Source organism: Massilia sp. DJPM01, assembly GCF_030348125.1.
Taxonomy (GTDB): Bacteria; Pseudomonadota; Gammaproteobacteria; order Burkholderiales; family Burkholderiaceae_D; genus Telluria_A; species Telluria_A frigida.
The window spans coordinates 79,991-98,569 of the sequence record NZ_JAQOZV010000020.1; the positions used below are offsets into that span (position 1 = coordinate 79,991).

The 18,579-nt window shown below is 59.1% G+C and carries 23 protein-coding genes; 18 read left to right on the forward strand and 5 right to left on the reverse strand.

The window, feature by feature from the left end; translation table 11 throughout:
• Window positions 1-115 precede the first annotated feature (115 nt).
• From PO883_RS14910 to PO883_RS14925, 4 genes are all read right to left on the reverse strand, one after another.
• Window positions 116-442 carry a hypothetical protein gene (locus tag PO883_RS14910; protein WP_289310464.1) on the reverse strand — a complete coding sequence of 109 codons (327 nt, stop codon included), beginning with the start codon at window positions 440-442 and terminating at the stop codon, window positions 116-118.
• Entirely contained in the window at window positions 439-711 is a 273-nt protein-coding gene (locus tag PO883_RS14915; RefSeq protein WP_289310465.1) for a hypothetical protein, read from the reverse strand. Before PO883_RS14915 ends, PO883_RS14910 begins: the two co-directional genes overlap by 4 nt.
• Window positions 708-1,265, reverse strand: a complete 558-nt coding sequence (locus PO883_RS14920) for a hypothetical protein (RefSeq protein ID WP_289310466.1) — start codon at window positions 1,263-1,265, stop codon at window positions 708-710. The genes PO883_RS14915 and PO883_RS14920 overlap by 4 nt, the downstream gene beginning before the upstream one ends.
• A gap of 240 nt (window positions 1,266-1,505) precedes the next feature.
• Entirely contained in the window at window positions 1,506-1,703 is a 198-nt protein-coding gene (locus tag PO883_RS14925) for an Arc family DNA-binding protein (protein WP_289310467.1), read from the reverse strand.
• Window positions 1,704-1,812: 109 nt separating this feature from the next.
• Here PO883_RS14925 and PO883_RS14930 point away from each other — a divergent pair, with 109 nt between their 5' ends.
• A complete protein-coding gene (locus PO883_RS14930) occupies window positions 1,813-2,190 on the forward strand; it encodes an Arc family DNA-binding protein (RefSeq protein WP_289310468.1) in 378 nt (125 codons plus the stop codon).
• Window positions 2,191-2,324: 134 nt separating this feature from the next.
• Here PO883_RS14930 and PO883_RS14935 read toward each other — a convergent pair whose 3' ends face one another.
• Complete coding sequence (locus PO883_RS14935; protein WP_289310469.1) at window positions 2,325-3,110, reverse strand: S24 family peptidase; 786 nt, start codon at window positions 3,108-3,110, stop codon at window positions 2,325-2,327.
• 65 nt (window positions 3,111-3,175) lie between these two features.
• Here PO883_RS14935 and PO883_RS14940 point away from each other — a divergent pair, with 65 nt between their 5' ends.
• From PO883_RS14940 to PO883_RS15020, 17 genes are all read left to right on the forward strand, one after another.
• The gene (locus PO883_RS14940) at window positions 3,176-3,481 is read left to right on the forward strand and encodes a helix-turn-helix transcriptional regulator (RefSeq protein ID WP_289310470.1); all 306 of its coding nucleotides are present in this window, start codon (window positions 3,176-3,178) and stop codon (window positions 3,479-3,481) included.
• 187 nt (window positions 3,482-3,668) lie between these two features.
• Window positions 3,669-4,022, forward strand: a complete 354-nt coding sequence (locus tag PO883_RS14945) for a hypothetical protein (protein ID WP_289310471.1) — start codon at window positions 3,669-3,671, stop codon at window positions 4,020-4,022.
• 7 nt (window positions 4,023-4,029) lie between these two features.
• Window positions 4,030-5,046, forward strand: a complete 1,017-nt coding sequence (locus tag PO883_RS14950; protein ID WP_289310472.1) for a hypothetical protein — start codon at window positions 4,030-4,032, stop codon at window positions 5,044-5,046.
• The gene (locus tag PO883_RS14955) at window positions 5,043-6,548 is read left to right on the forward strand and encodes a DEAD/DEAH box helicase (protein ID WP_289310473.1); all 1,506 of its coding nucleotides are present in this window, start codon (window positions 5,043-5,045) and stop codon (window positions 6,546-6,548) included. The genes PO883_RS14950 and PO883_RS14955 overlap by 4 nt, the downstream gene beginning before the upstream one ends.
• Window positions 6,545-7,504 (forward strand): toprim domain-containing protein, encoded by a 960-nt coding sequence (locus PO883_RS14960; protein WP_289310474.1) that lies wholly within the window; start codon window positions 6,545-6,547, stop codon window positions 7,502-7,504. Before PO883_RS14955 ends, PO883_RS14960 begins: the two co-directional genes overlap by 4 nt.
• A gap of 505 nt (window positions 7,505-8,009) precedes the next feature.
• Window positions 8,010-8,216, forward strand: coding sequence for a hypothetical protein (locus PO883_RS14965; RefSeq protein ID WP_289310475.1), 207 nt, complete (start codon window positions 8,010-8,012; stop codon window positions 8,214-8,216).
• Window positions 8,213-8,701, forward strand: coding sequence for a hypothetical protein (locus tag PO883_RS14970; protein WP_289310476.1), 489 nt, complete (start codon window positions 8,213-8,215; stop codon window positions 8,699-8,701). The genes PO883_RS14965 and PO883_RS14970 overlap by 4 nt, the downstream gene beginning before the upstream one ends.
• An 89-nt stretch (window positions 8,702-8,790) precedes the next feature.
• On the forward strand, window positions 8,791-9,630 hold the full coding sequence (locus PO883_RS14975) for a hypothetical protein (RefSeq protein ID WP_289310477.1): 840 nt from the start codon (window positions 8,791-8,793) through the stop codon (window positions 9,628-9,630).
• Window positions 9,627-10,037: a hypothetical protein gene (locus PO883_RS14980; RefSeq protein ID WP_289310478.1), complete on the forward strand. Its 411-nt coding sequence runs from the start codon at window positions 9,627-9,629 to the stop codon at window positions 10,035-10,037. Before PO883_RS14975 ends, PO883_RS14980 begins: the two co-directional genes overlap by 4 nt.
• Before the next feature lie 41 nt (window positions 10,038-10,078).
• Window positions 10,079-10,303, forward strand: a complete 225-nt coding sequence (locus tag PO883_RS14985) for a hypothetical protein (protein ID WP_289310479.1) — start codon at window positions 10,079-10,081, stop codon at window positions 10,301-10,303.
• Entirely contained in the window at window positions 10,296-10,817 is a 522-nt protein-coding gene (locus PO883_RS14990; protein ID WP_289310480.1) for a lysozyme, read from the forward strand. The genes PO883_RS14985 and PO883_RS14990 overlap by 8 nt, the downstream gene beginning before the upstream one ends.
• Window positions 10,814-11,338, forward strand: coding sequence for a lysis system i-spanin subunit Rz (locus PO883_RS14995; protein WP_289310481.1), 525 nt, complete (start codon window positions 10,814-10,816; stop codon window positions 11,336-11,338). Before PO883_RS14990 ends, PO883_RS14995 begins: the two co-directional genes overlap by 4 nt.
• Before the next feature lie 509 nt (window positions 11,339-11,847).
• Window positions 11,848-12,339, forward strand: a complete 492-nt coding sequence (locus PO883_RS15000; RefSeq protein ID WP_289310482.1) for a terminase small subunit — start codon at window positions 11,848-11,850, stop codon at window positions 12,337-12,339.
• Complete coding sequence (locus PO883_RS15005) at window positions 12,336-14,396, forward strand: phage terminase large subunit family protein (protein WP_289310483.1); 2,061 nt, start codon at window positions 12,336-12,338, stop codon at window positions 14,394-14,396. Before PO883_RS15000 ends, PO883_RS15005 begins: the two co-directional genes overlap by 4 nt.
• A gap of 7 nt (window positions 14,397-14,403) precedes the next feature.
• On the forward strand, window positions 14,404-14,940 hold the full coding sequence (locus PO883_RS15010) for a hypothetical protein (protein ID WP_289310484.1): 537 nt from the start codon (window positions 14,404-14,406) through the stop codon (window positions 14,938-14,940).
• The gene (locus tag PO883_RS15015) at window positions 14,941-16,530 is read left to right on the forward strand and encodes a phage portal protein (protein ID WP_289310485.1); all 1,590 of its coding nucleotides are present in this window, start codon (window positions 14,941-14,943) and stop codon (window positions 16,528-16,530) included.
• Window positions 16,523-18,517: a phage major capsid protein gene (locus PO883_RS15020; RefSeq protein WP_289310486.1), complete on the forward strand. Its 1,995-nt coding sequence runs from the start codon at window positions 16,523-16,525 to the stop codon at window positions 18,515-18,517. The genes PO883_RS15015 and PO883_RS15020 overlap by 8 nt, the downstream gene beginning before the upstream one ends.
• Window positions 18,518-18,579: the final 62 nt, after the last annotated feature.

The following is an 18,579-nucleotide window of genomic DNA, read 5'->3' on the forward strand; positions in this document are numbered from 1 at the left end:
CGGCTCCTTTCGTGCGTAGCGCGGTACAGCGCTATCACGCGGATTTCGTCGCGGGTAAGGTTGACCGCATGCACTGTGACCAGCGCCGGCTTGCCTTGACGTTTCGTTGACGAGCTCATGCTGCACCTCCTTGCGATACGTCGCCCAGACCATTCCGTATGATGTCGATCACCGCCTGCGCGCCGAGGCGCGTCACCAGCGCGTCGCACACTGGCAGCACACGCGCAGCGTTGGCGCCGGACAGCAGCATCGTCTCCAGGATGTCCGCTTGTTCGAACTTCGCAGCGCGCGCAGCCGCCATAGTCGCGTTTAAAACGCGACGTGCTCGGGCCTTGCCTTGTGTCGCCGCATCCGGGCAGTGAATGGCATCGGCCACCATCATCAGCGTAGCAGCAGGGGAGAGCAGATACTCATCGCCATGCTTTTGGAAATGCTTTTTCATGCTTCACCTCCGCATACAGGGCTGGTTTTTGCGAAAACGAGATCTTCAATCGCCCCGTGCCCATCCTTGATTTTTTCAAGCGACGAGCCCATCAGCCGAGTGAACGCGTACAGGGTGTCGATAGTTTCTTGGTCGCACTCGCGGTATTCGAATTTTTCCAGCAGGCTCACGATCGCCGAGTTGAGCGCGCGCATGTCCATTTGCGCAGTATTAATTTCGCTGGCGGCTTTCCTTGCCGTATCAAACGGATTTCCACTCGTCGCGCTCATGATGCACCTACCATGTCGTACTGGCATGGCAGGCAAGCAAGGATACGCTCTTGGCAAGGCGCGGTGAAACGGTCGATGTTGCACAGCGCTTCTTCGATGCGGATGTGTTCGCACCAGTCGCCACATGCGACAATGACAAGTGGATGGTCGTTACCAAGGCCAATTGACCCTCCGCAGAAGACCAGTGGCGGGGCAGAACTGAGTCGCAGCTCTGCTGGAAGTGGCATCGGGAAGATATCAAGAGCGCGTTGACTTGCCCGTGGCGGCGTCAAGGCCAGTGCCAGCGGTCCTTGCCACTCGGGGAAACGACCTACGTCGGCTCGCCGCTCATCGGCCAAAAGCTGCGCATCCCTGACGGGGCATTGATACCACAGTACAACACCATTCTGATTAATGATGTTGCCGCATGGCTCGTCCACCTCTAACGGGTGGTCCAGGGTCTCGGCGCCAGCACTGTATCGCGCTGGGGGAAGGCATGCGGGCGATAGTGGCGAATTTGCATCCACCGCTTGTATATTAAAAATACTGATGTTAACATTCGTTGGTCGGGTCATTTTCTTCTTTCAAAAGGTTGCACTGATCCACGCGGCCCCGGATGCGTCAACATCCCTGGCCACAACTTTCCTGTCTCACCAGGTGGTTGGCAAAAAATGACAAGGATGGCCTGCAAGCCGTCCTTGTCAGTAGTACTTATCTATCAATACAAAGTTTTCCTCATCCTCTTCCGTGCACAGGTCCGGACGCAATTTCCGACAAAAATCGATAGCGCCACGAGATCTCAAAATTTTGGAACTTTAGCTCGGCGTTTCGGCCAAACTCTCAGCGTGTTTTGTCGCGCGAATTCCTGCTTCGATTAAAAAAAGAATCTCTGCGTTCATCGTGCGCAAGTTCGCCTGCGCGCGGGCTTTCAACATGTCGCGCTGCCCCTTAGAGTGAAAACGCAAGATGAAGCGGTCCTTGTCTGCGTGTGTTGATGCGCATGTATTTTTCATGATTTCCTCACGTTATTCTTCGTTCGCACTGGGGGCAAGATATGCCTACTAGGCATCGATGTCAAGTCGGAAGCATTGAATATATTCCTAGTTGGCATCAAGATGCGACATGGCTAAAAAACCCTATCCCAGCGAAGTTCTTGACCGGTATATAGTCAGGCTCCCCGACGGAATGCGCGACCAAATCGCACGCGCTGCCGAAAAGAATGGTCGAAGCATGAACAGCGAAATCGTTGCTCGACTTGCCTTCACATTCGAGAAGGACTTGACCGACTGGGTCAGCGGTAACGCAGTAGAGCGGGCCGACGCCGGCAAATACGACGAAATCGCTGACTTGATCGTTCAGCACCTCGAACGGCGCTTAGTGTTCCAGACGAAACCTGGAACGCTTCCCGATCCGCAAAGCCCATCCGCTGCTCAGTTAGAAGCACCCGCTGATCCCCCCCCTAAACCGAAGCCCAAGCGTGCACCTCGCACGCCTCGGTGACGAGGCCGGTTGACATAGATTATATTAGTGTCACTGCTTATGATTGTCAACAGTTATGATAATTATTTGCGGAGATAACGGACGAAAAAATAGCCCGTCTTGCGGGCTACTTCGGCGCACCATTAGAGAGTCGCTTAGAGTCGATCCTTGAAGTTGATCGCCTCAAACCGGACAACGCGCCCTACCACGATGCACTCGCCACCACGGCACATACGGCGTTTGTGCAGCGGGTTTTCTGATTCAAGGTACCATTCGCTGGATTGGTATACTAGGCGCTTTATCACCGCCTCGCCGTTGAAGTTGATGGCGTAAATACGTCCGCTCATTTTCTTGGTGTCGGCGATGTTTACCACGACAATGTCTTTTTCAAATAGCAGCGGTTGCATACTGTCCCCCTTCACCTCGATGGCCAAGAGGCACTGTGGAACGAAGTCATTCTCCTCGATCCAACGCGTTGGAACCTCAAGCGTAGCGCCGTCGTCTGTTGCTTGGGATGCCTCAAACCCCATGATTCCTGCTTGCAGGCTGAGATTTACGCGCTTGATCGCAGTCATTGGGCGTGTTGGTGTGTTGCTCACCGTGACGCGTCTTGCGTTAAGCGGCGTAGGTGGTAGATCATATTGCGTCGGCGGGGCTGCCACTTCTTGGAACTCAACGTACCGAGCGGCAAGCGTCGGGCTAAAGTCCGAGATCGTACATCCCAGCATCTTTGCGAACTGAGTTGCTGCTTCAATATTGAGCGGAATTTTGCCGTTCAAATATTGGCTCAGCGCGCTCTGGTTGAAGGGCAATAGATCGGCTGCGTACTCTTGCGAGTATGGTTCGCCGGCGTCACGCCTACGATTCTGCCAGTCAACAAACAGCTCTTTTAACCTGGCGGCATCGCTACGGGTGTGGTTGGAGGGTGAGGTAGTTGGCATAGTGGTCTAATCCTATCAGTATTCCTGTTTGAAAACAAGTTCTTTGTGTTTAAGTAGGAATACTGTTGACTGCAATCAGCAGTAACAGTAATATCGTGCACATGAACCATATCCGCCAAATACGCGACCGCCTCGGGGTCTCTCAAGCAGCCTTAGCCAAAGCTCTCGGCATTGTGCAGGGCAGTATCTCCAACTATGAATCAGGCGCCGGCCTGCCGTCGCCCCAGGTGGCCGCTCTACTGATCAAGCACGCCGCTACCCTTGGCGTCTCGATAACGTTCGACGACATCTATGGGCCGAGTCCGCTGGTGACGCGAACGGAAATTGAGTCTGTCGCACGCACACCGCCGATCACCGCCAGCGCACCCTAATTAAACCTGACCTGAACCAAACGCCGATCGGCTTCCCGCTCGGCGCGTGGCCTCTTTACGCCCAAATTTTGGAGAACAGCATGAAAGCCATCATCAAACGCACCGTCATGCACCTGTACTGCCGCGAGCTGATCAAGGGCTCGACGGTCATCCGCGCGTTCAATCGCCTCAACCTGTGGGGGGCGTAATGGCTGACCAATTTCTTCAACTGCCGGAGATTCGCAACACTGCCGGCGCAGCAGTACAGCCCATTCTGGCGCTCCGCGATGGGCACAAGGATTTTATCGTTCTCGTCCAGAGCAGTGACGGCGAGTGGGATTTCGCAATCGAGTTGCTCGTCTCAACCCCACTGGACGGCAACGACCTGAATCTAGGGATTGACGGCGATGATTCGCGCGGAATGACAATTGCCAGGGATGAAATTCGAAAGCTGACCAAGTTCATTTTTGACGGCTGGCGGCACCATGGGCTCATGTTCACCTTGAAGGTCGAGTGGGATTTCTTGATGCCGCACGTTGCAACAACGGCTCTCAGGCAGTAGGCCCAACATGAGCGAAATTCGAACACTCAGGCTCGACGCCATCAATATTCTGGCGGGTACTCAGTCACGGGCACAGACCAGCAACGCGACAGTCGAGGAATACACAGAGGCGCTGGAGCAGGGCGTCCAGTTCCCGCCTGTCGTGGTTTTCAGTGACGGCTCAAACACAGGCAATTGGCTGGCCGACGGCTTCCACCGCTATCTTGCACATAAAGCCGCCGGCCTGGTCGAAATCGCGTGCGACATTCGGGTGGGTATTTTGCCCGACGCGGTACTCTTTTCTGCCGGCGCCAACGGCACGCACGGTCTGCCGCGCACAAATGCCGACAAGCGCAGCGCCGTGAAGATGGTACTCGACAACAGCGCATGCGAAGACTGGAGCGACCGCCAGATCGCTCGGCATTGCAAGGTCTCAAATAACTTCGTTGGCGACGTGCGTCGAGCTATCTGTCATCCGATGACAGATGCGCCCCCTGTGCGTACCGTCCAGCGCGGCGATTCGACGTACGATTTAAATACAGCGAAGATCGGCAAGCTGCAAGCTGACGCATCCCCGCCGCTGCCAATCTCACCAACTAATACGCCGGCCGCTGCGCCGACGCCGTCGATCGCCGCTCCGCGCCCAGCACCAGCCGTATCGAGCGAGCCCGTCGTTGTTACGACTAACTATGCCGCAGACGATATTGATCTTCCGTCAGAGGAGGACGATCACTTCGACCAATTGATCGAAGAAAACAAGGGCCTAACCGCAGAGATCGAAGCGCTACGCATCGAGGTGGCTGACCTCAAAGCCCACATAGCCCGACTCACACAGGACGATCTTGCTCGCCAGGTCGACACGCTGACCGAGAAGTGCGCGCGACTGGACAGCTTGGCCCGAAGCCGTCTAGCGGATGTCAATGATGCCCTGGGTGAGGTCGAGAAGAAAAAGACTCTTTTTAAGGATTTGCGCAATGCCGCTGGCATTGGCGAGGACGGAAATCTATTCGAGTTCATAAAACGTGCGGCACGGAGGCCATCATGAGCGAGCAGATACAACTGCGCCCCTACCAGGTCGAGTCAATTCGTTCCGTGTTCGAGAAGATCGCCAGCGGCGTCAAGAATATCTGCGAAGTACTACCTACTGGCGCCGGTAAAACGGTGATCGTTTCGTACTTCATGAAGAAATGCCTGGAGCAAAAGCGCCGCGCAATCTTTGTCGTGGATCGGCTGCCACTTATAAAGCAGGCCAGCGACACCTTTGACCGGTACGGGATTCCGCACGGGATTATCCAAGCGAAAAACAAGCGCACTAGGCCGTGGGAGCATATCCAAATTGCAAGCGCGGCCACGCTGAAAAACCGTGACGAGTGGCCGGAGACTGATTTTATCGTTATCGACGAATGCCACACGATTTCGACTACTGTCGCGAACCGCCTGGCCGCCCGCGACACAATCGCAATCGGCGTGACGGCCACCCCTCTAACCAAAGGCTTGGGCAAAATCTACGACTGCGTAGTATCTGGCGTGACGACCAACGACCTGATTGCTGGCCCGGATGGTGGGCAGTCATTCCTGGTGCCTTACCGCATATTCGCCGCCAGCGAGCCAGACATGACCGGCGTAAAGGCTAAGGCGGGCGAGTGGGATATCGATGATACCGCTGAGCGTGCGATGCCAATCATTGGCGACTGCGTGTCGGAGTACCTTAAACACGGCGCCAACAAGAAATTCATCGCCTTCGGATGCAACGTCGCCCACTGCGAAGAAATGCAGCGCCAGTTTGCAAATGCAGGCGTCCTGACCGATCTATTTACCTACCGAACCGACGACAGCGAGCGTGATGCCCTGATCGAAGAATTCAGCAAATCAGACAGTCGCATCCGCGGTCTGATCAGCGTGAGCGCGCTTAGCAAGGGGTTCGACGTGAGTGACGTCGAGGTCATCATCATGGCGCGCCCGTTGAAATCCAGTCTGTCCGAGCACATTCAGATTCTCGGTCGGGGGCTGCGCATCCACCCAGGCAAGACCGAGTGCATCGTGCTCGATCACAGTGGCAACTGCGTTCGTTTTTGGGGTGCGATGCACGAATTCTTCGAGAAGGGTGCCACGGAACTCGATGACGGAACCCGCAAGCCGAAGCTGAAGGCGATGTCCACGGAAAAGAAGCCGCGCAAATGCCCGAATTGCTTTTCGGTGCATGACCCTGCGCCGGCATGCCCGTCGTGCGGCCACGTGTATGCCCGAACAAACGAGGTTATCCACGCAGAAGGAACGCTTTCGGAAGTGAAGGGCGGGAAGTCGAAGAAAGCTGCGCCGACGCCAGAGGCAAAGCGCAACTTCTACACTGAGCTTCGTCAGTTCGCGATCGACAACGCAAAGAGCGAAAGCTGGGTGCTGGCCAACTACAAGGATAAGTTTAAAGAGTGGCCGGCGCCAGGCACGAAGGGCTTACCGCCTTCAACTCCATCTCCCGAAACGCTCGGTTGGTTGCACCATAAGCGGATCGCTTACGGCCACGCCAAGAAAAAGGCCGCACGCGCATGAGCGACTTCCTGCAATTCGTCCAGGCGAACGGAATCATCGTCCCGGATACGTTCACGCCTGGTCGCTGGATTCGCTGCAAGACCGAGAGCCATCCGCGCAAGAAGAACGGCAGCATCAAGCTGGCCGACGACGGCCTGGTCGGCTGGTGCCAAGACTATGCGGTTCATGCTGAACCGGTTATGTGGCGCGCCAGCGATGACGCGGCCGCGATGGCCACGCCGATTGACCGCGCCGCCATTGCACGCCGCCAGGCTGAGCGCCGCGCCGCGCTGTGCGAGGCCACGTTTGCCGCGCGTGCCTTCTATGACCGCTGCGCGCCGCTGCGCGACAGCCACCCGTACCTGGTGAACAAGGGGCTGGGCGTGGCCGGCTGCGTCGGCCTGCGCGTCGATCACAAAGGCTGGCTGGTCGTTCCGATGCTCTACAACGGCAAGATTCTCAGCCTGCAGCGCATTTCGCCAGAGGGCGAGAAGAAATTCCATTTCGGCGCCACCACCAAGTGCGCCTATTACGCCATCGAGCGGCCCAATGCCGTCGTCACGGTGCTGGTCGAGGGCTTCGCTACTGGCCTGACCATCTACCAGGCTATCCCGAACTGCCGTGTTGTTGTCGCATTCAACGCCGGAAATCTTCCCGTCGTCGCCGAGCGCATGGATCGGTTCGGCATGGGCGTCGTGTGCGCTGACAACGACCTGGAGACAGCTGCACGCATCGGCCGCAACCCTGGCCTCGATGCTGCGCACGCCGCCGCCGAGCTGCTGGGCGTGGGCGTCGCGGCGCCGGTCTGCCATGGCTCCGACTGGAACGACTACGCCATGGAGCAGATGGAGCTGGCGCTGGAAGGCCAGGCATACAGCTTCAGCCGCAAGCGCACGGTGCTCCAAGTGCAGGCAAGCGTGTTCGCCGACATCAAGCTGAAGGTAATGAGGGAAGCGCGGCTGCTGCGCGTGAAGTAGGGCAAGCAGCCCGCATCCGACTTCGTGCGAATTTCGTTCGAAGCCGAATGCGGTACCAGCCAGACGAATTTCGTCGGGCTGATCGAGCCAAGCCAACAGCGCGGCGCCAGGTGGAGCGGACGACACCAGAAAAAACGTGCAAGCGCCTGAATCGGCTCACACCGCAAAAAGACCGACAGCACCGTCGAACACCAAGGCACAGCACGAACAAGGCGCAGAGGGGGCCTTGCCGAGGCCTGAGAGCACAGGCCGGAGCGAACAGAGGTACAGAGTTGGAATGCTTGGCTCGTTTGGCAGGCGCATTCACCAGAGTGCGCCAATCGAAAGAGCGAGGGGGCGGCCTGGGCGAGCCGTAGCGGAACTGACCATCCGTGAATACGTCACTTTCGATACAAGTTTTTGCTGATTTTGCTCGGGGGCCAGGAACACCTAACCCTCATACATACCGACTGCGGAGGGGTTCCAACCAACCCCTCTAAATGACAACTATGGCCGAGAGAAATGCATGACAAAAAGCGAGCGCCCGATACCGGCAAAGATTGAGCAGCGCCTGATGGAGTTACTGAAAATGAAGGAGTTCGATATGCAAGAAGTGAACTGGTGCCGCGGAACGTACTGGGCCAAGCGCAGTGACTGGCACGCGATCCTGATCGCCTGCCATAACGCAGCGCTGGCCCGAGCGGCAGCCGAAAGCGTCGAGGTGCGCCCATGAGCAAGCGCCCGACACTCACGCTGCGCTGGCCTGTCAAGACGCCGCCGGTACCGGACGTTGTTTTCGTTGACGTCACCGAGGATAGCGCGCCGCCGGCGCTCAAGCCAATTCGCGTCGCGACACTGCCGCCAATCGTGCGCAGCACCGCAGAGCAAGAGCGCTACGAAAACGTGCTGCGCCTGCTTGATGGATGGGCAGACTGGATTAGGACTGGCGAGCCGCTTGCCGAAGGCGCGCCACGGCAATGCCTGGGCGCCCCAGGCGCACGCATTCACAGCTTCGAGGATATGGAAATCGAGGTCAACAAGCGCTTGGTGCGCGAGGTACACACGGCGGTCTGGGAGCTGGACGTCATCGAGCGCGAGGCCGTGATGACGCACTACGGTCTAAAAACACGTGGAGTCTGGCGCGCGGACTTCGCCACGGTGTTCGATCAGGCGGTCGACAGCCTGTTCAGGCTACTTAAAGACCGCGTTGCGTGCTGACTCGCCTAAATTCTCAGGCCAGTACAGGGACAGCACCAGCAACACTCAAAAGAGAGGCGGCGTATTCCGCCAATAAATGGGAGAAAAAAATGGGTCAAATGAACGAGTCGGCGCAAGCCAATCAGCGCAGCGAAAAGCCAGCAGTTTCGCTCAAGGTCATGAAAGAGCGCGGCATGCCGGGCGTGTCGACCGTAAAAAGTTGGGGCGTTGATCCGCGCCTGGTGCAATTCGAACCTGGGTTCAATCGCCCGATTAACCGCGAGCACGTCGAGTCGATCAAAGCGTCGCTGCGGGCCGGGAACGAGCTGGACGATATCAAGGTCCGGATCGAGGACGGCATGATCATCGCGGTCGACGGACACCACCGGGTCACAGCCGCGGTCGAATGGTTGGCCGAGCCTGGCGTGCGCGAGCCTGATGGCGGCTTCCAGCTGGGCGCCAAGCAATTCCGAGGCGGCGATGCCGAGCGCGTCATCCATCTGATCACCAGCTCGCAGGGCCTGGGCCTGACGCCGCTGGAGCGCTCTGCGCAGTATCGCAAGCTCGTCGGATGGGGCTGGACGCCGGCGGCGATCGCAGATGCGGTAGGGCGGTCGGTGCAGAACGTCAGCGATGCTCTGGTGCTCGCCGACGCAAACAGCGACGTGAAGCTTGCCGTCACCGAGAAGCAGATCAGCGCGAGCAACGCGGCGAAGATCGTGCGCCAGAGCGGCGGGCGTGCCGGCGCTGTCATTGCCGAGCACATCGAGACAGCGCGATTGCAAGGCAAGGCCAAGGCGACCGCAAAGCAAATAGCCGGAAATACGCCGAAAGACCTGGTCGCAGCGATCCGGCGCGAGATCGATAGTGGCGGGACATTTCGCGCCGAGGAAGTCTGCCCGACGTTTGCGGACTTGATCGCCTACTTGCGAGGTACTGCGAAACCATGAATCGTTTGCCGGACAGCGTGCAAGAAATAGCTGACGTTATTGGGCGTGACCAAGCGCTGATGCTGATCGGGGCATTGCCGCGCTGCTATGTCGGGCAGCCGGGGAAAAAGTCAAACCAGGTCGTCATGTACGTCCCAACCGTGAAGAACTTGCGATTGGATCACCAGCTTGTCCGCATCTTAGGCTGGATCGATGCCGAGAGGCTATGCCGGACGTTCGGCGGCGAGATTATGAAGCCGGCGAACTGCGCGTTTATCCAGCGCGAGTTCTTGCACAAGACCATCTTGGGGATGATGCATGGGGGGCGAATGAAGGCGGCAGAAGTAGCGGCCATCGTCGGCGTCCACGAGCGGACCGTGCGTAACGTTGTGAGGGAAAACCCACCGGAGGAACTTTTCGCCGCGTAGTCAGACAATGCGCTTGTACACATCTAGGCGCTCACAAATACATGACTACAGGCAACGAAGCAGCGGCACAAGTCGCCAAGATCGGCACGGTATGGGCCGCAATCGGCATCACCTCATGGGCGGAAGCGGCCAGCTTCCTTGCCTTCCTGCTTTCTCTTGCGGCCCTGTGTGAATGGCTGTGGAAGAAACTGAAACCAGTTGCCATTCGTCGCGGCTGGATCGCTGACCGTCGCACGCAGAAGAAGCGGAAGGCCGACGATGAATAAGGCCCGCTTTAATATTGCAGCAGTAGTCATCAGCGCTATGGCTTTTGTCGGCATTGCTAGCCGCGAGGGATACACGGACAACGCCGTTATCCCGACCAAGGGCGATGTTCCGACCCATGGATTTGGCACGACCGAGGGCGTCAAGATGGGTGACCGCACCAATCCAGTCAAGGCGCTACAGCGAGCGATGGCCGACGTGCAGAAGTACGAAGGCGCGATCAAGAAGTGTGTAACCGTGCCAGTCAGCCAGGGCGAATACGACGCCTATGTTGACCTGGCGTACAACGTCGGCCCGACGAATTTTTGCTACCAGCGCGACAAGCAAGGCCGCATCATCGGCCCGTCCACTCTGGTCAAGCGCCTGAACTCACAAGACTATACTGGGGCGTGCAATGCGATCCTGGCCTACAAGTACGCGGCTGGCTATGACTGTTCGACGCCGGGTAACAAACGCTGTGCTGGCCTGTGGACTGATCGTCAGCGCGTTCATGCGCAATGTCTGGCAGCGCAATGAGCATCTACACATACGGCGTAGCTATCGGCCTGACAGGGGCGGCTTTTGTTATCTCGTTCTCGTTCGGCCATCGTGTGGCGAATCTGGACTACACCGCGAAGCTGGCGACCATCACCCAGCAGGTAGCTATGCAAAACGAAGCGCACGCAACACGCCGCGCCGACCTGGAAGCACAGGTACGCCAATCGGAGCGCGCACGGGCCGATGAAATGGCCGCAATCGATCAACGACATCAAGAGGACATCGCAAACCGTGAAGCCATTTCAAACCGCACTATTGCTGATCTTCGCAGCGGCGTTACCGGCCTGCGCAGCAAGTTCACCCGTTGTCAGCGCGCCCCCGGTAGTAATGGCCCCGCGCCTACCACCAGCACCGGCAGCAGTGATGCAACTGCGTCAATCGAACTTCGCAGCGAGGATGCAAGTTTTCTTATTCGATTCGCCAGTGAAGCCGACCAAGTAGCGGACCAGTTGCGGGCATGCCAGGCCGTAGTGCGTGCTGATCGCATGCTGCAACCGTGATGGCCCTGGCAATGATCCTGCTGCTGCCATTCATCATCGTGGGCCTGTCGGTGCTGTATGCGCGGTGGAGCAAGACATGATGCGCAAGACAGCACCAGCGCCGCCTGCGCCGCCACCTATCCGCTTTGTGTGCGACATGTGCGGAACGCTACCTGCGTCACGCAAGCACAAGAGCCTGATTTGCAGGCTGTTGGTATGGCTGGATAGTAGGGGCAAGCCATGATGCTTTATGTGTGCACCAGGTGCGGCCTGTGCAATGAGGATGGCACGCGCCAAGATGCTGCCTGTCCTATAGGCATCCGGGAGGGGAATGCCATCGCCCGCCATGAGGGTGCGGTTTATTCGATTGCGCGAAAGGTATCGCAGGACGGTGCCCATACCCACCAACCCCTATGAAAGGTACTCCCGGAAGCCCCCTATCCCTGCGGGGGCATAGTCCCGCGTCATTCGATATCTAGGTGCCCCAAAAACCGTAACTTTATGATGATTGAGAGCAACAAGAAATGGGCGTGAAATGCAACCGTGCGGAACTGGCCGAATACCTCGGAATGTCGCTTCCCACAATAGACGCCTGGCGCAAGGAGGGGATGCCAATCGAGACACGCGGCGGGCCTGGGGTCCCTTGGGTGTTCGACTTGGCCGCCGTCATAAAGTGGCACACAGATCGTAAGGTCGCCGCTGCCGGCGCCGACACACCCACCGATCTGGCAGAGATCGAGAAGCGCACGGCCATCGCCAAGATGGAACAGCAAGAACTGGCGTCGGCAAAATCGAAAGGCGAGGTTGCCACGATCCGCGACTTTGAGCGTGCCCAGGCCGCCGTGTTCGCCGAAATCCGCACCAACGTGATGAATGTCCCGCAGCGCGTGGTCATCCAGTTGCTGGGTGAAACCGACGAAACCATTTTCAAGCAGAAGCTGAAGGCCGAACTGACCCTGGCCCTAAAAGCGGCCGCCGAAGCGCCGCTGACACTTGCCGAAGAAGACGACGTGGACGAATGACGACGGCGACTTTTAGCAACCCTGATGCGGTAGCCGCCGCGCTCCGGCGCGCCAGCTCGAATATGGTCCCGCCACCCGACATGCTGCCGTCCGACTGGGCGCAGGAGCACGTCAAAATCCCGGTGGGCAATGCCATCCCTGGGCCGATTTCGTTCGACAATGCGCCATACCAGCGCGGCATGCTCGACGTTATCAAAGAACCAGGCATCCGTCGCATTTCCTACAAGACTGGCGCGCAGCTGGGCAAGACGACCGTGCAGCAGTGCATCACAGGGTATTTCATCGCGCACGACCCGCGCAGCCAGATTTTCGTGCAGCCGACCCAGGGCGACGTGCAAACCTTCCTGGAAACAAAGCTGCGCCCGATGCTCGACGCGAACCCCATCATTTCCAGCAAGATGGCGAAGCAGCGCGGGCGCGAAGGCGTCAACAACAGCCGGATCATTTCCTATATCGGCGGTTGGCTGATGTTCGGCTGGGCCGGGTCGCCCAAGACGCTGCGCAGCCGTTCGGCACCAATCACGCAGGCCGACGAAATCGACGGCATGCAGGCCACTTGCGAAGGCGATCCCATCGAACTGTTGGCCCAGCGCGCGGCGACGTTCGGCGACCAGGCTATCCGAACGGAATCGAGCACGCCCACTATCTTGGGGGCATCGCGCATCGACACGTCGTACACCGAAGGCGACCAGCGCCGGTATTACGTGCCCTGTCCGCACTGCGCGCATCCGCAGTACTTTCGCTGGGAACAGGTTCGATGGGAGGGCCGCGGATCGGTGGGCGTCAAGGACTTCGAAGAGGACATCAACAAGAATCACTTGCCAGAAACGGCCCTGTACCTGTGCGAAGCAGACGATTGCGGCACTTTGTGGGACGACGGCCAGCGCATCGCCGCCGTGCGTAATGCTGAACGCAACGGCCATGGCTGGAAGGCCAGCAAGCCGTTTCGTGGTCACGCGTCGTTTCATGCTCCGGAAATGCTGTCCACATTCCGGCGCCTGCGCGACATCGTACAGTCGTACCTGGACAAGATCGCACTGGGCGACATGCAGTCGTTCGTGAACGTCTCCCTGGGCGACGCCTACGAAGAAACTGGCGAGAAAGCCGACCCGAACAGCCTGCAGGCGCGGGCCGTCGAGTACAGCCACGAAGTGCCCGCTGGCGGTTTGGTGCTTACGGCGGGCGTGGATGCGCAGCAGGATCGCCTTGAATGTGAGGTCGTCGCCTGGGGCGTCGGTGAACAGTCGTGGTCTGTGGGGTATTACATCCTGTGGGGCGACACGCTCGCGCAGGAAGTCTGGGACGATCTGGACGAATTGCTGGCTACCACCTACGAGCACGCCAGCGGCGCCGCGCTGCCGATCAGTGCAACCATCCTGGATACAGGGGGAACTGGCGGGTACACGCAGCGCGCTTACGAGTATGTGCGAGCCCGGACCAGCCGCAAGGTGTTCGCAGGCAAGGGTGTCGCCGGCTGGGGCCGAGGCATTGTCGAGTCGCCCCAGCGTAAGCAGTCGGGCAAGACGGCGCGCAAGGTGAACCTGTTCCTGGTCGGCGTGGACGAAGCAAAGCTGGTCGTCATGCGCCGCCTTGCGGTGGCCACGCCGGGGCCAGGGTATTGCCACTTCCCCGTCGACCGCGAAGCCGAATATTACAAGCAGCTGACCGCCGAAAAGATGGTTACGCGCTACATCAAGGGCCAGCCAGTCCGCGAGTGGCACAAGCCCGACAAGGCCCGAAACGAGGCACTGGATTGCCGCGTCTACGCCCTGGCCGCGCTGAAGGTCATCAATCCTGCGTTTAAACGTCTTGCCGAGCGATATGGGGTCAAAATTGACGTAATTCTCCCCGGAAAACCGACCATGACGTCTGAAGAACCGGAGGAAGTCGCCGAAAAACTGGCGAATAATGGCGGGGAAATGGCCGAGAAAATCAAAGCGGCCCGGCCGGAAAACCCACCGGAGGAACCAAAGCCGACAGTCATCCAGAATGCGACGGTGCGCAATGCGACCCAGAGGAAAGGGCCAAAGCGGCGCAATTTCGCAACTACCTGGTAAGGACGACGTGGCCCGAATTATTCCTCCGGAAATCAGCGCTGGGCTGACGTTTTCAGCGCTGGCCAGCCTGGAAAACTACTTGGCCCCTGAGTGGTCGCTGTCGCTCGCACTGCGCGGGCCCGCCAGCATCGACTTGGTGTCGGTCCCTGAAAGCACCGGGCACCGCCTGGACGCCGCCGCCTCGGCCACGGCAGCGTATCTGCCTGGGCTGTACCGCTACACGCTACGCGCAACACGTAGCGGGATCGTGCGCGAGGTCGAGAACGGCACTGTGAACGTGCTGGCCGATGTTGCGGCACTGCCCGCTGGCGGCGACATGCGCACGCACGCCTGCATCGTGCTGGACAACATTAATGCCGTGATCGAGAAGCGCGCCACGCAGGATCAGCAGAAATACACGATCAACAACCGCGAACTGTGGCGCACGCCGCTGAAGGACTTGCTGCTGCTGCGGGCGACCTACATCGCACTGGTGCGCGCCGAAGAGGCAAGCGCACGCGGGTCGAATTGCTTTGGTCAAACAATCCGCATGAGGCTGGCATAAGTGTTCAATATCAATTTTCTCGGGAGCAAAAAGGAGTCGACTTCGCTAGCCGCCGTTCCTGCCGCGCGCCAGTCACGCGGCCAGCTGCGCAAGCTGGCTAGCACCGTCAAGCGCATGTTCAAGGCGGGCGAATCGGATCGTCTGACGATGAAGTGGGACACCGCTCCGATGTCGGCCGACGTGGTGGTGCAGCGTTGGCAGCGCACGCTGCTGGCGCGCTCCCGTGAGCAGGCCGCCAATAACGACCACGCAAAGGCGTATGTGCGCATGTGCCGCCAGAACATCGTCGGCCCCAACGGCGTGATGCTGCAAGCCCAGGTGAAAGGGCCAAAAGGTAAGCTGGACAAGGAAATGAACAACGCCATCGAGTCGTCATTCGGGCGCTGGGGACACCGCGACAACTGCGACGTGACTGGACAGGAATCCTGGCGCTCGATCCAGACCAGCAGCGTCGCTTCGTGGGCGACGGATGGTGAATTTATGATCCGCCTGGTTTATGGTCCGGATGCCGGCCCCTGGGGCTTCGCGCTACAGGTGCTCGATACCGTGCGCTGCCCTGTCGACCACGACATGCAGCGGCTGCCCGTCGGCGGCACGAACTTTGTGCGCGGTGGCATCGAATACACGAAGTATGGGCGGCCTGTTGCCTATCACCTGACCACGACCACCCAGGAAGAAGCCGAATACAGCGCTGGCGGACGGCACTATGTGGTCATCCCCGCCGCCCAGATGGTGCACGGATACCGCAAGGACATGGTGGGGCAGAAACGGGGTCTGCCGTCGATGGCCACCGCGCTGTTCCGCTTGCGAAACCTGAACGGCTACGAAGACGCCGCAATTATCAAAGCCCGCATCGGCGCGTCCAAGATGGGTTTTATGCAGTTCGCGCCAGGCACCGGGCCCGATTACGACGAAGAAAACCCGCCTGAAATCGATATCGAGCCTGGGACCATGGGAATTTTGCCGGAAGGCGCGACGCTGGCGCAGTGGTCTCCGCAGTCCCCTGCCGGCGATCTTGGCCCGATGATGAAACACATGCTGCGCTCGATCGCCAGCGGTCTGGGCGTGCCCTACAACGAACTGGCGGGCGACCTCGAAGGCGTGAACTTCAGCAGCATCCGCCAGGGCACGCTGGACAGCCGCGAGCACTGGAAAGAGCTCCAGGAATGGCTGATTGAAATGCTGGTGCAACCGGTGTTTGCGGCCTGGTTCCAGTACTCGATTCTTGCGGGGAAGATCACCAATACGAAGCGCCGCGCCATCCCTATGCGTGATCTGGACATGTTCAGCGAAATCAGCTGGCAACCGCGCCGATGGCAGTGGATCGACCCACGCGCTGACGTTGACGCCGCCGTGAATTCGAAAAACAATTTCCTGGCATCGCCTGGTCAGATTATCCGCGAGTCGGGCCGCGATCCGCAAACGGTATGGATGGAAAGCGCCCGCGACCAGCGCGCAATGGTCGATGCGTATGTGGCCGAAGGCTTCACGAAGGAAGAGGCAACTGAACTTGTAAAGCTGGGTATGGGCATGCAGCCGAAGCAGGCAGTTGCAGAAGCAAAAACGAAACCGAAAGTGAGCGATGAGTAAAAAATTACAGCAGCACCTGCGCGAAATTCAGAAGCGTGGGGCACTTTTCCGCGCGGCCACTGTCGGCGTCATCAACGTGGAAGAGCGCACCGTCGAACTCGGGTTCAGCAGCGAAACCGAAAAGGTGGAGCGCTGGTTCGGCATCGAAGTGCTGGGCCATGACGCGGGGGAAATCGATCTGTCCCGCATGAACAACAATGCGCCGTTGTGCTGGATGCACAACCTGCACGACCAGCGCGGTGTCGTTGTGGACAACACCGCACGCGTTGATGGCGACCGCATCGCGCGGTGCACCGTCCGTTTCAGCCGCAGCGGGGAAGGTGAAAAGCTGTTTCAGGATGTGATCGATGGCATTACGACGAAGGTATCCGTGGGCTACTACGTCACCGGCATGCGCTTGGTGGAAGAGCGCGACGGCATGGACGTGTACCGCATCACCGCGTGGCAACCGTATGAAGTCAGCTTGGTCAGCGCGGCCGCCGACGACGACATGGGCGTGGGCCGCAGTTTGGAAAATCCACCGGAGGAAGCAACGCTGGAACAGGTGGAAAATCTAAACATCATCAAAAATGACCCCGCAGCAACGCGGCAAATTACTAAGGACAAGCAAACTATGAAATACCGCACTTTCACAGACGCACAGGGCAACCAGTGCCGCGTTGCCATCAACGATGCAGGCGAGGACGTTGGCGCGATTGAAATCGTTTCTGCCGCTGGTAGCGGCGAGCGCGCAGCAGCCCAGCGCGGCACCGACTCGGAGCGCACCCGCAGTGCCGCAATCCTCGCAATGGCGGATCAGTACGCCGGCAGCATCCCAAGCGTGCGCGAGCTGGCCGGCCAGATGGTCCGCGACGGCAAGACCGTTACCGACATGCAGGACGCGCTGCTGAAAGCGTTCAATGAGCGCGCCGCCAAGCCGCTGTCCGAACAGAATGCGAATGCCGATGTCGGCCTGTCCGACACCGAGGTGCGCCGCTACTCGTTTATGAACGTCGTGCGCGCACTGGCAAACCCGACCGACGCCAAGGCACAGAAAGCCGCTGCCTTCGAAATCGAATGCGGCGTCGCTGCCGAACGCACCTTGGGCCGAACCGCACAAGGCATCCTGGTTCCGCCTGACGTTCTGTCCCGCGCCATGAATGCAGGCGGTGCACCTGGCAACCAAGTCGGCGCGCAGATGATCGACAACGACGTGATGCGCGGTTCGTTTATCGATCTGCTGCGCAATCGCTGCATCGGCATGCAACTGGCAACTGTGATCGCGGGCCTGGTGGGCAACGTCGATATTCCAAAAAAAACCGCAGACGGTCAGGCTTACTGGCTCGGTGAAGATCAGGACGCGAGCGAAACCGGCTTCAGCCTGGGTCAAATTTCGTTCAGCCCGAAGACCCTCGGCGCCTACACCGAAATCACCCGCCGCCTGATGCAGCAGTCGAGCATGGGCGTCGAAGCGATGGTGCGCAGCGACCTGATTAACTCGCTGGGCCAGGCCATCGATAAGGCTTTCTGGTATGGCACTGGCGGCGAATACCAGCCCCTGGGCCTGAAGAACCAGAGCGGCATCAACGCTGTGGACTTCGCCATTGTCGGCAAGCCTACTTTTGCCGAGCTGGTGCAGATGGAAACCGAAATTGCCGCCGACAACGCCGATATCGGCAGCATGGCGTATGTCGGCAACAGCCGTTTCCGTGGTCACGCGAAAACCACGCTGCGCTTCCCTGGAGTCAATGGCGCGAACACCATCTGGGAGCAGGGCGGCACCGTCAACGGCTACCGCACTGAAATCACCAACCAACTCGTTGCCGATGACGTGTTCCACGGTCAATTCGCAGACGCGATCATCGCACTGTGGGGCGGCCTGGACCTGACGGTCGATCCGTTCAGCCTGTCGAAGAAGGGCGGGGTTCGCATCGTCGCATTCCAGGACGTGGACACCGGACTGCGCCGCAAGGAATCGATCTGCTGGGGTTCGGCTGCCGTCAACTAACTGCTGACGCGGACAAGTACCAAGGAAAGGGCGGCAGTGCCGCCCTTTTTCGAAACGATCAA

Excerpts from the sequence above, each read along its gene's own strand:
- PO883_RS14910 (WP_289310464.1), bottom strand. The coding sequence starts at position 442 with ATGAAAAAGCATTTCCAAAAGCATGGCGATGAGTATCTGCTCTCCCCT.
- PO883_RS14915 (WP_289310465.1), bottom strand. The coding sequence starts at position 711 with ATGAGCGCGACGAGTGGAAATCCGTTTGATACGGCAAGGAAAGCCGCC.
- PO883_RS14920 (WP_289310466.1), bottom strand. The coding sequence starts at position 1,265 with ATGACCCGACCAACGAATGTTAACATCAGTATTTTTAATATACAAGCG.
- PO883_RS14925 (WP_289310467.1), bottom strand. The coding sequence starts at position 1,703 with ATGAAAAATACATGCGCATCAACACACGCAGACAAGGACCGCTTCATC.
- PO883_RS14930 (WP_289310468.1), top strand. The coding sequence starts at position 1,813 with ATGGCTAAAAAACCCTATCCCAGCGAAGTTCTTGACCGGTATATAGTC.
- PO883_RS14935 (WP_289310469.1), bottom strand. The coding sequence starts at position 3,110 with ATGCCAACTACCTCACCCTCCAACCACACCCGTAGCGATGCCGCCAGG.
- PO883_RS14945 (WP_289310471.1), top strand. The coding sequence starts at position 3,669 with ATGGCTGACCAATTTCTTCAACTGCCGGAGATTCGCAACACTGCCGGC.
- PO883_RS14950 (WP_289310472.1), top strand. The coding sequence starts at position 4,030 with ATGAGCGAAATTCGAACACTCAGGCTCGACGCCATCAATATTCTGGCG.
- PO883_RS14955 (WP_289310473.1), top strand. The coding sequence starts at position 5,043 with ATGAGCGAGCAGATACAACTGCGCCCCTACCAGGTCGAGTCAATTCGT.
- PO883_RS14960 (WP_289310474.1), top strand. The coding sequence starts at position 6,545 with ATGAGCGACTTCCTGCAATTCGTCCAGGCGAACGGAATCATCGTCCCG.
- PO883_RS14965 (WP_289310475.1), top strand. The coding sequence starts at position 8,010 with ATGACAAAAAGCGAGCGCCCGATACCGGCAAAGATTGAGCAGCGCCTG.
- PO883_RS14970 (WP_289310476.1), top strand. The coding sequence starts at position 8,213 with ATGAGCAAGCGCCCGACACTCACGCTGCGCTGGCCTGTCAAGACGCCG.
- PO883_RS14975 (WP_289310477.1), top strand. The coding sequence starts at position 8,791 with ATGGGTCAAATGAACGAGTCGGCGCAAGCCAATCAGCGCAGCGAAAAG.
- PO883_RS14980 (WP_289310478.1), top strand. The coding sequence starts at position 9,627 with ATGAATCGTTTGCCGGACAGCGTGCAAGAAATAGCTGACGTTATTGGG.
- PO883_RS14985 (WP_289310479.1), top strand. The coding sequence starts at position 10,079 with ATGACTACAGGCAACGAAGCAGCGGCACAAGTCGCCAAGATCGGCACG.
- PO883_RS14990 (WP_289310480.1), top strand. The coding sequence starts at position 10,296 with ATGAATAAGGCCCGCTTTAATATTGCAGCAGTAGTCATCAGCGCTATG.
- PO883_RS14995 (WP_289310481.1), top strand. The coding sequence starts at position 10,814 with ATGAGCATCTACACATACGGCGTAGCTATCGGCCTGACAGGGGCGGCT.
- PO883_RS15005 (WP_289310483.1), top strand. The coding sequence starts at position 12,336 with ATGACGACGGCGACTTTTAGCAACCCTGATGCGGTAGCCGCCGCGCTC.
- PO883_RS15020 (WP_289310486.1), top strand. The coding sequence starts at position 16,523 with ATGAGTAAAAAATTACAGCAGCACCTGCGCGAAATTCAGAAGCGTGGG.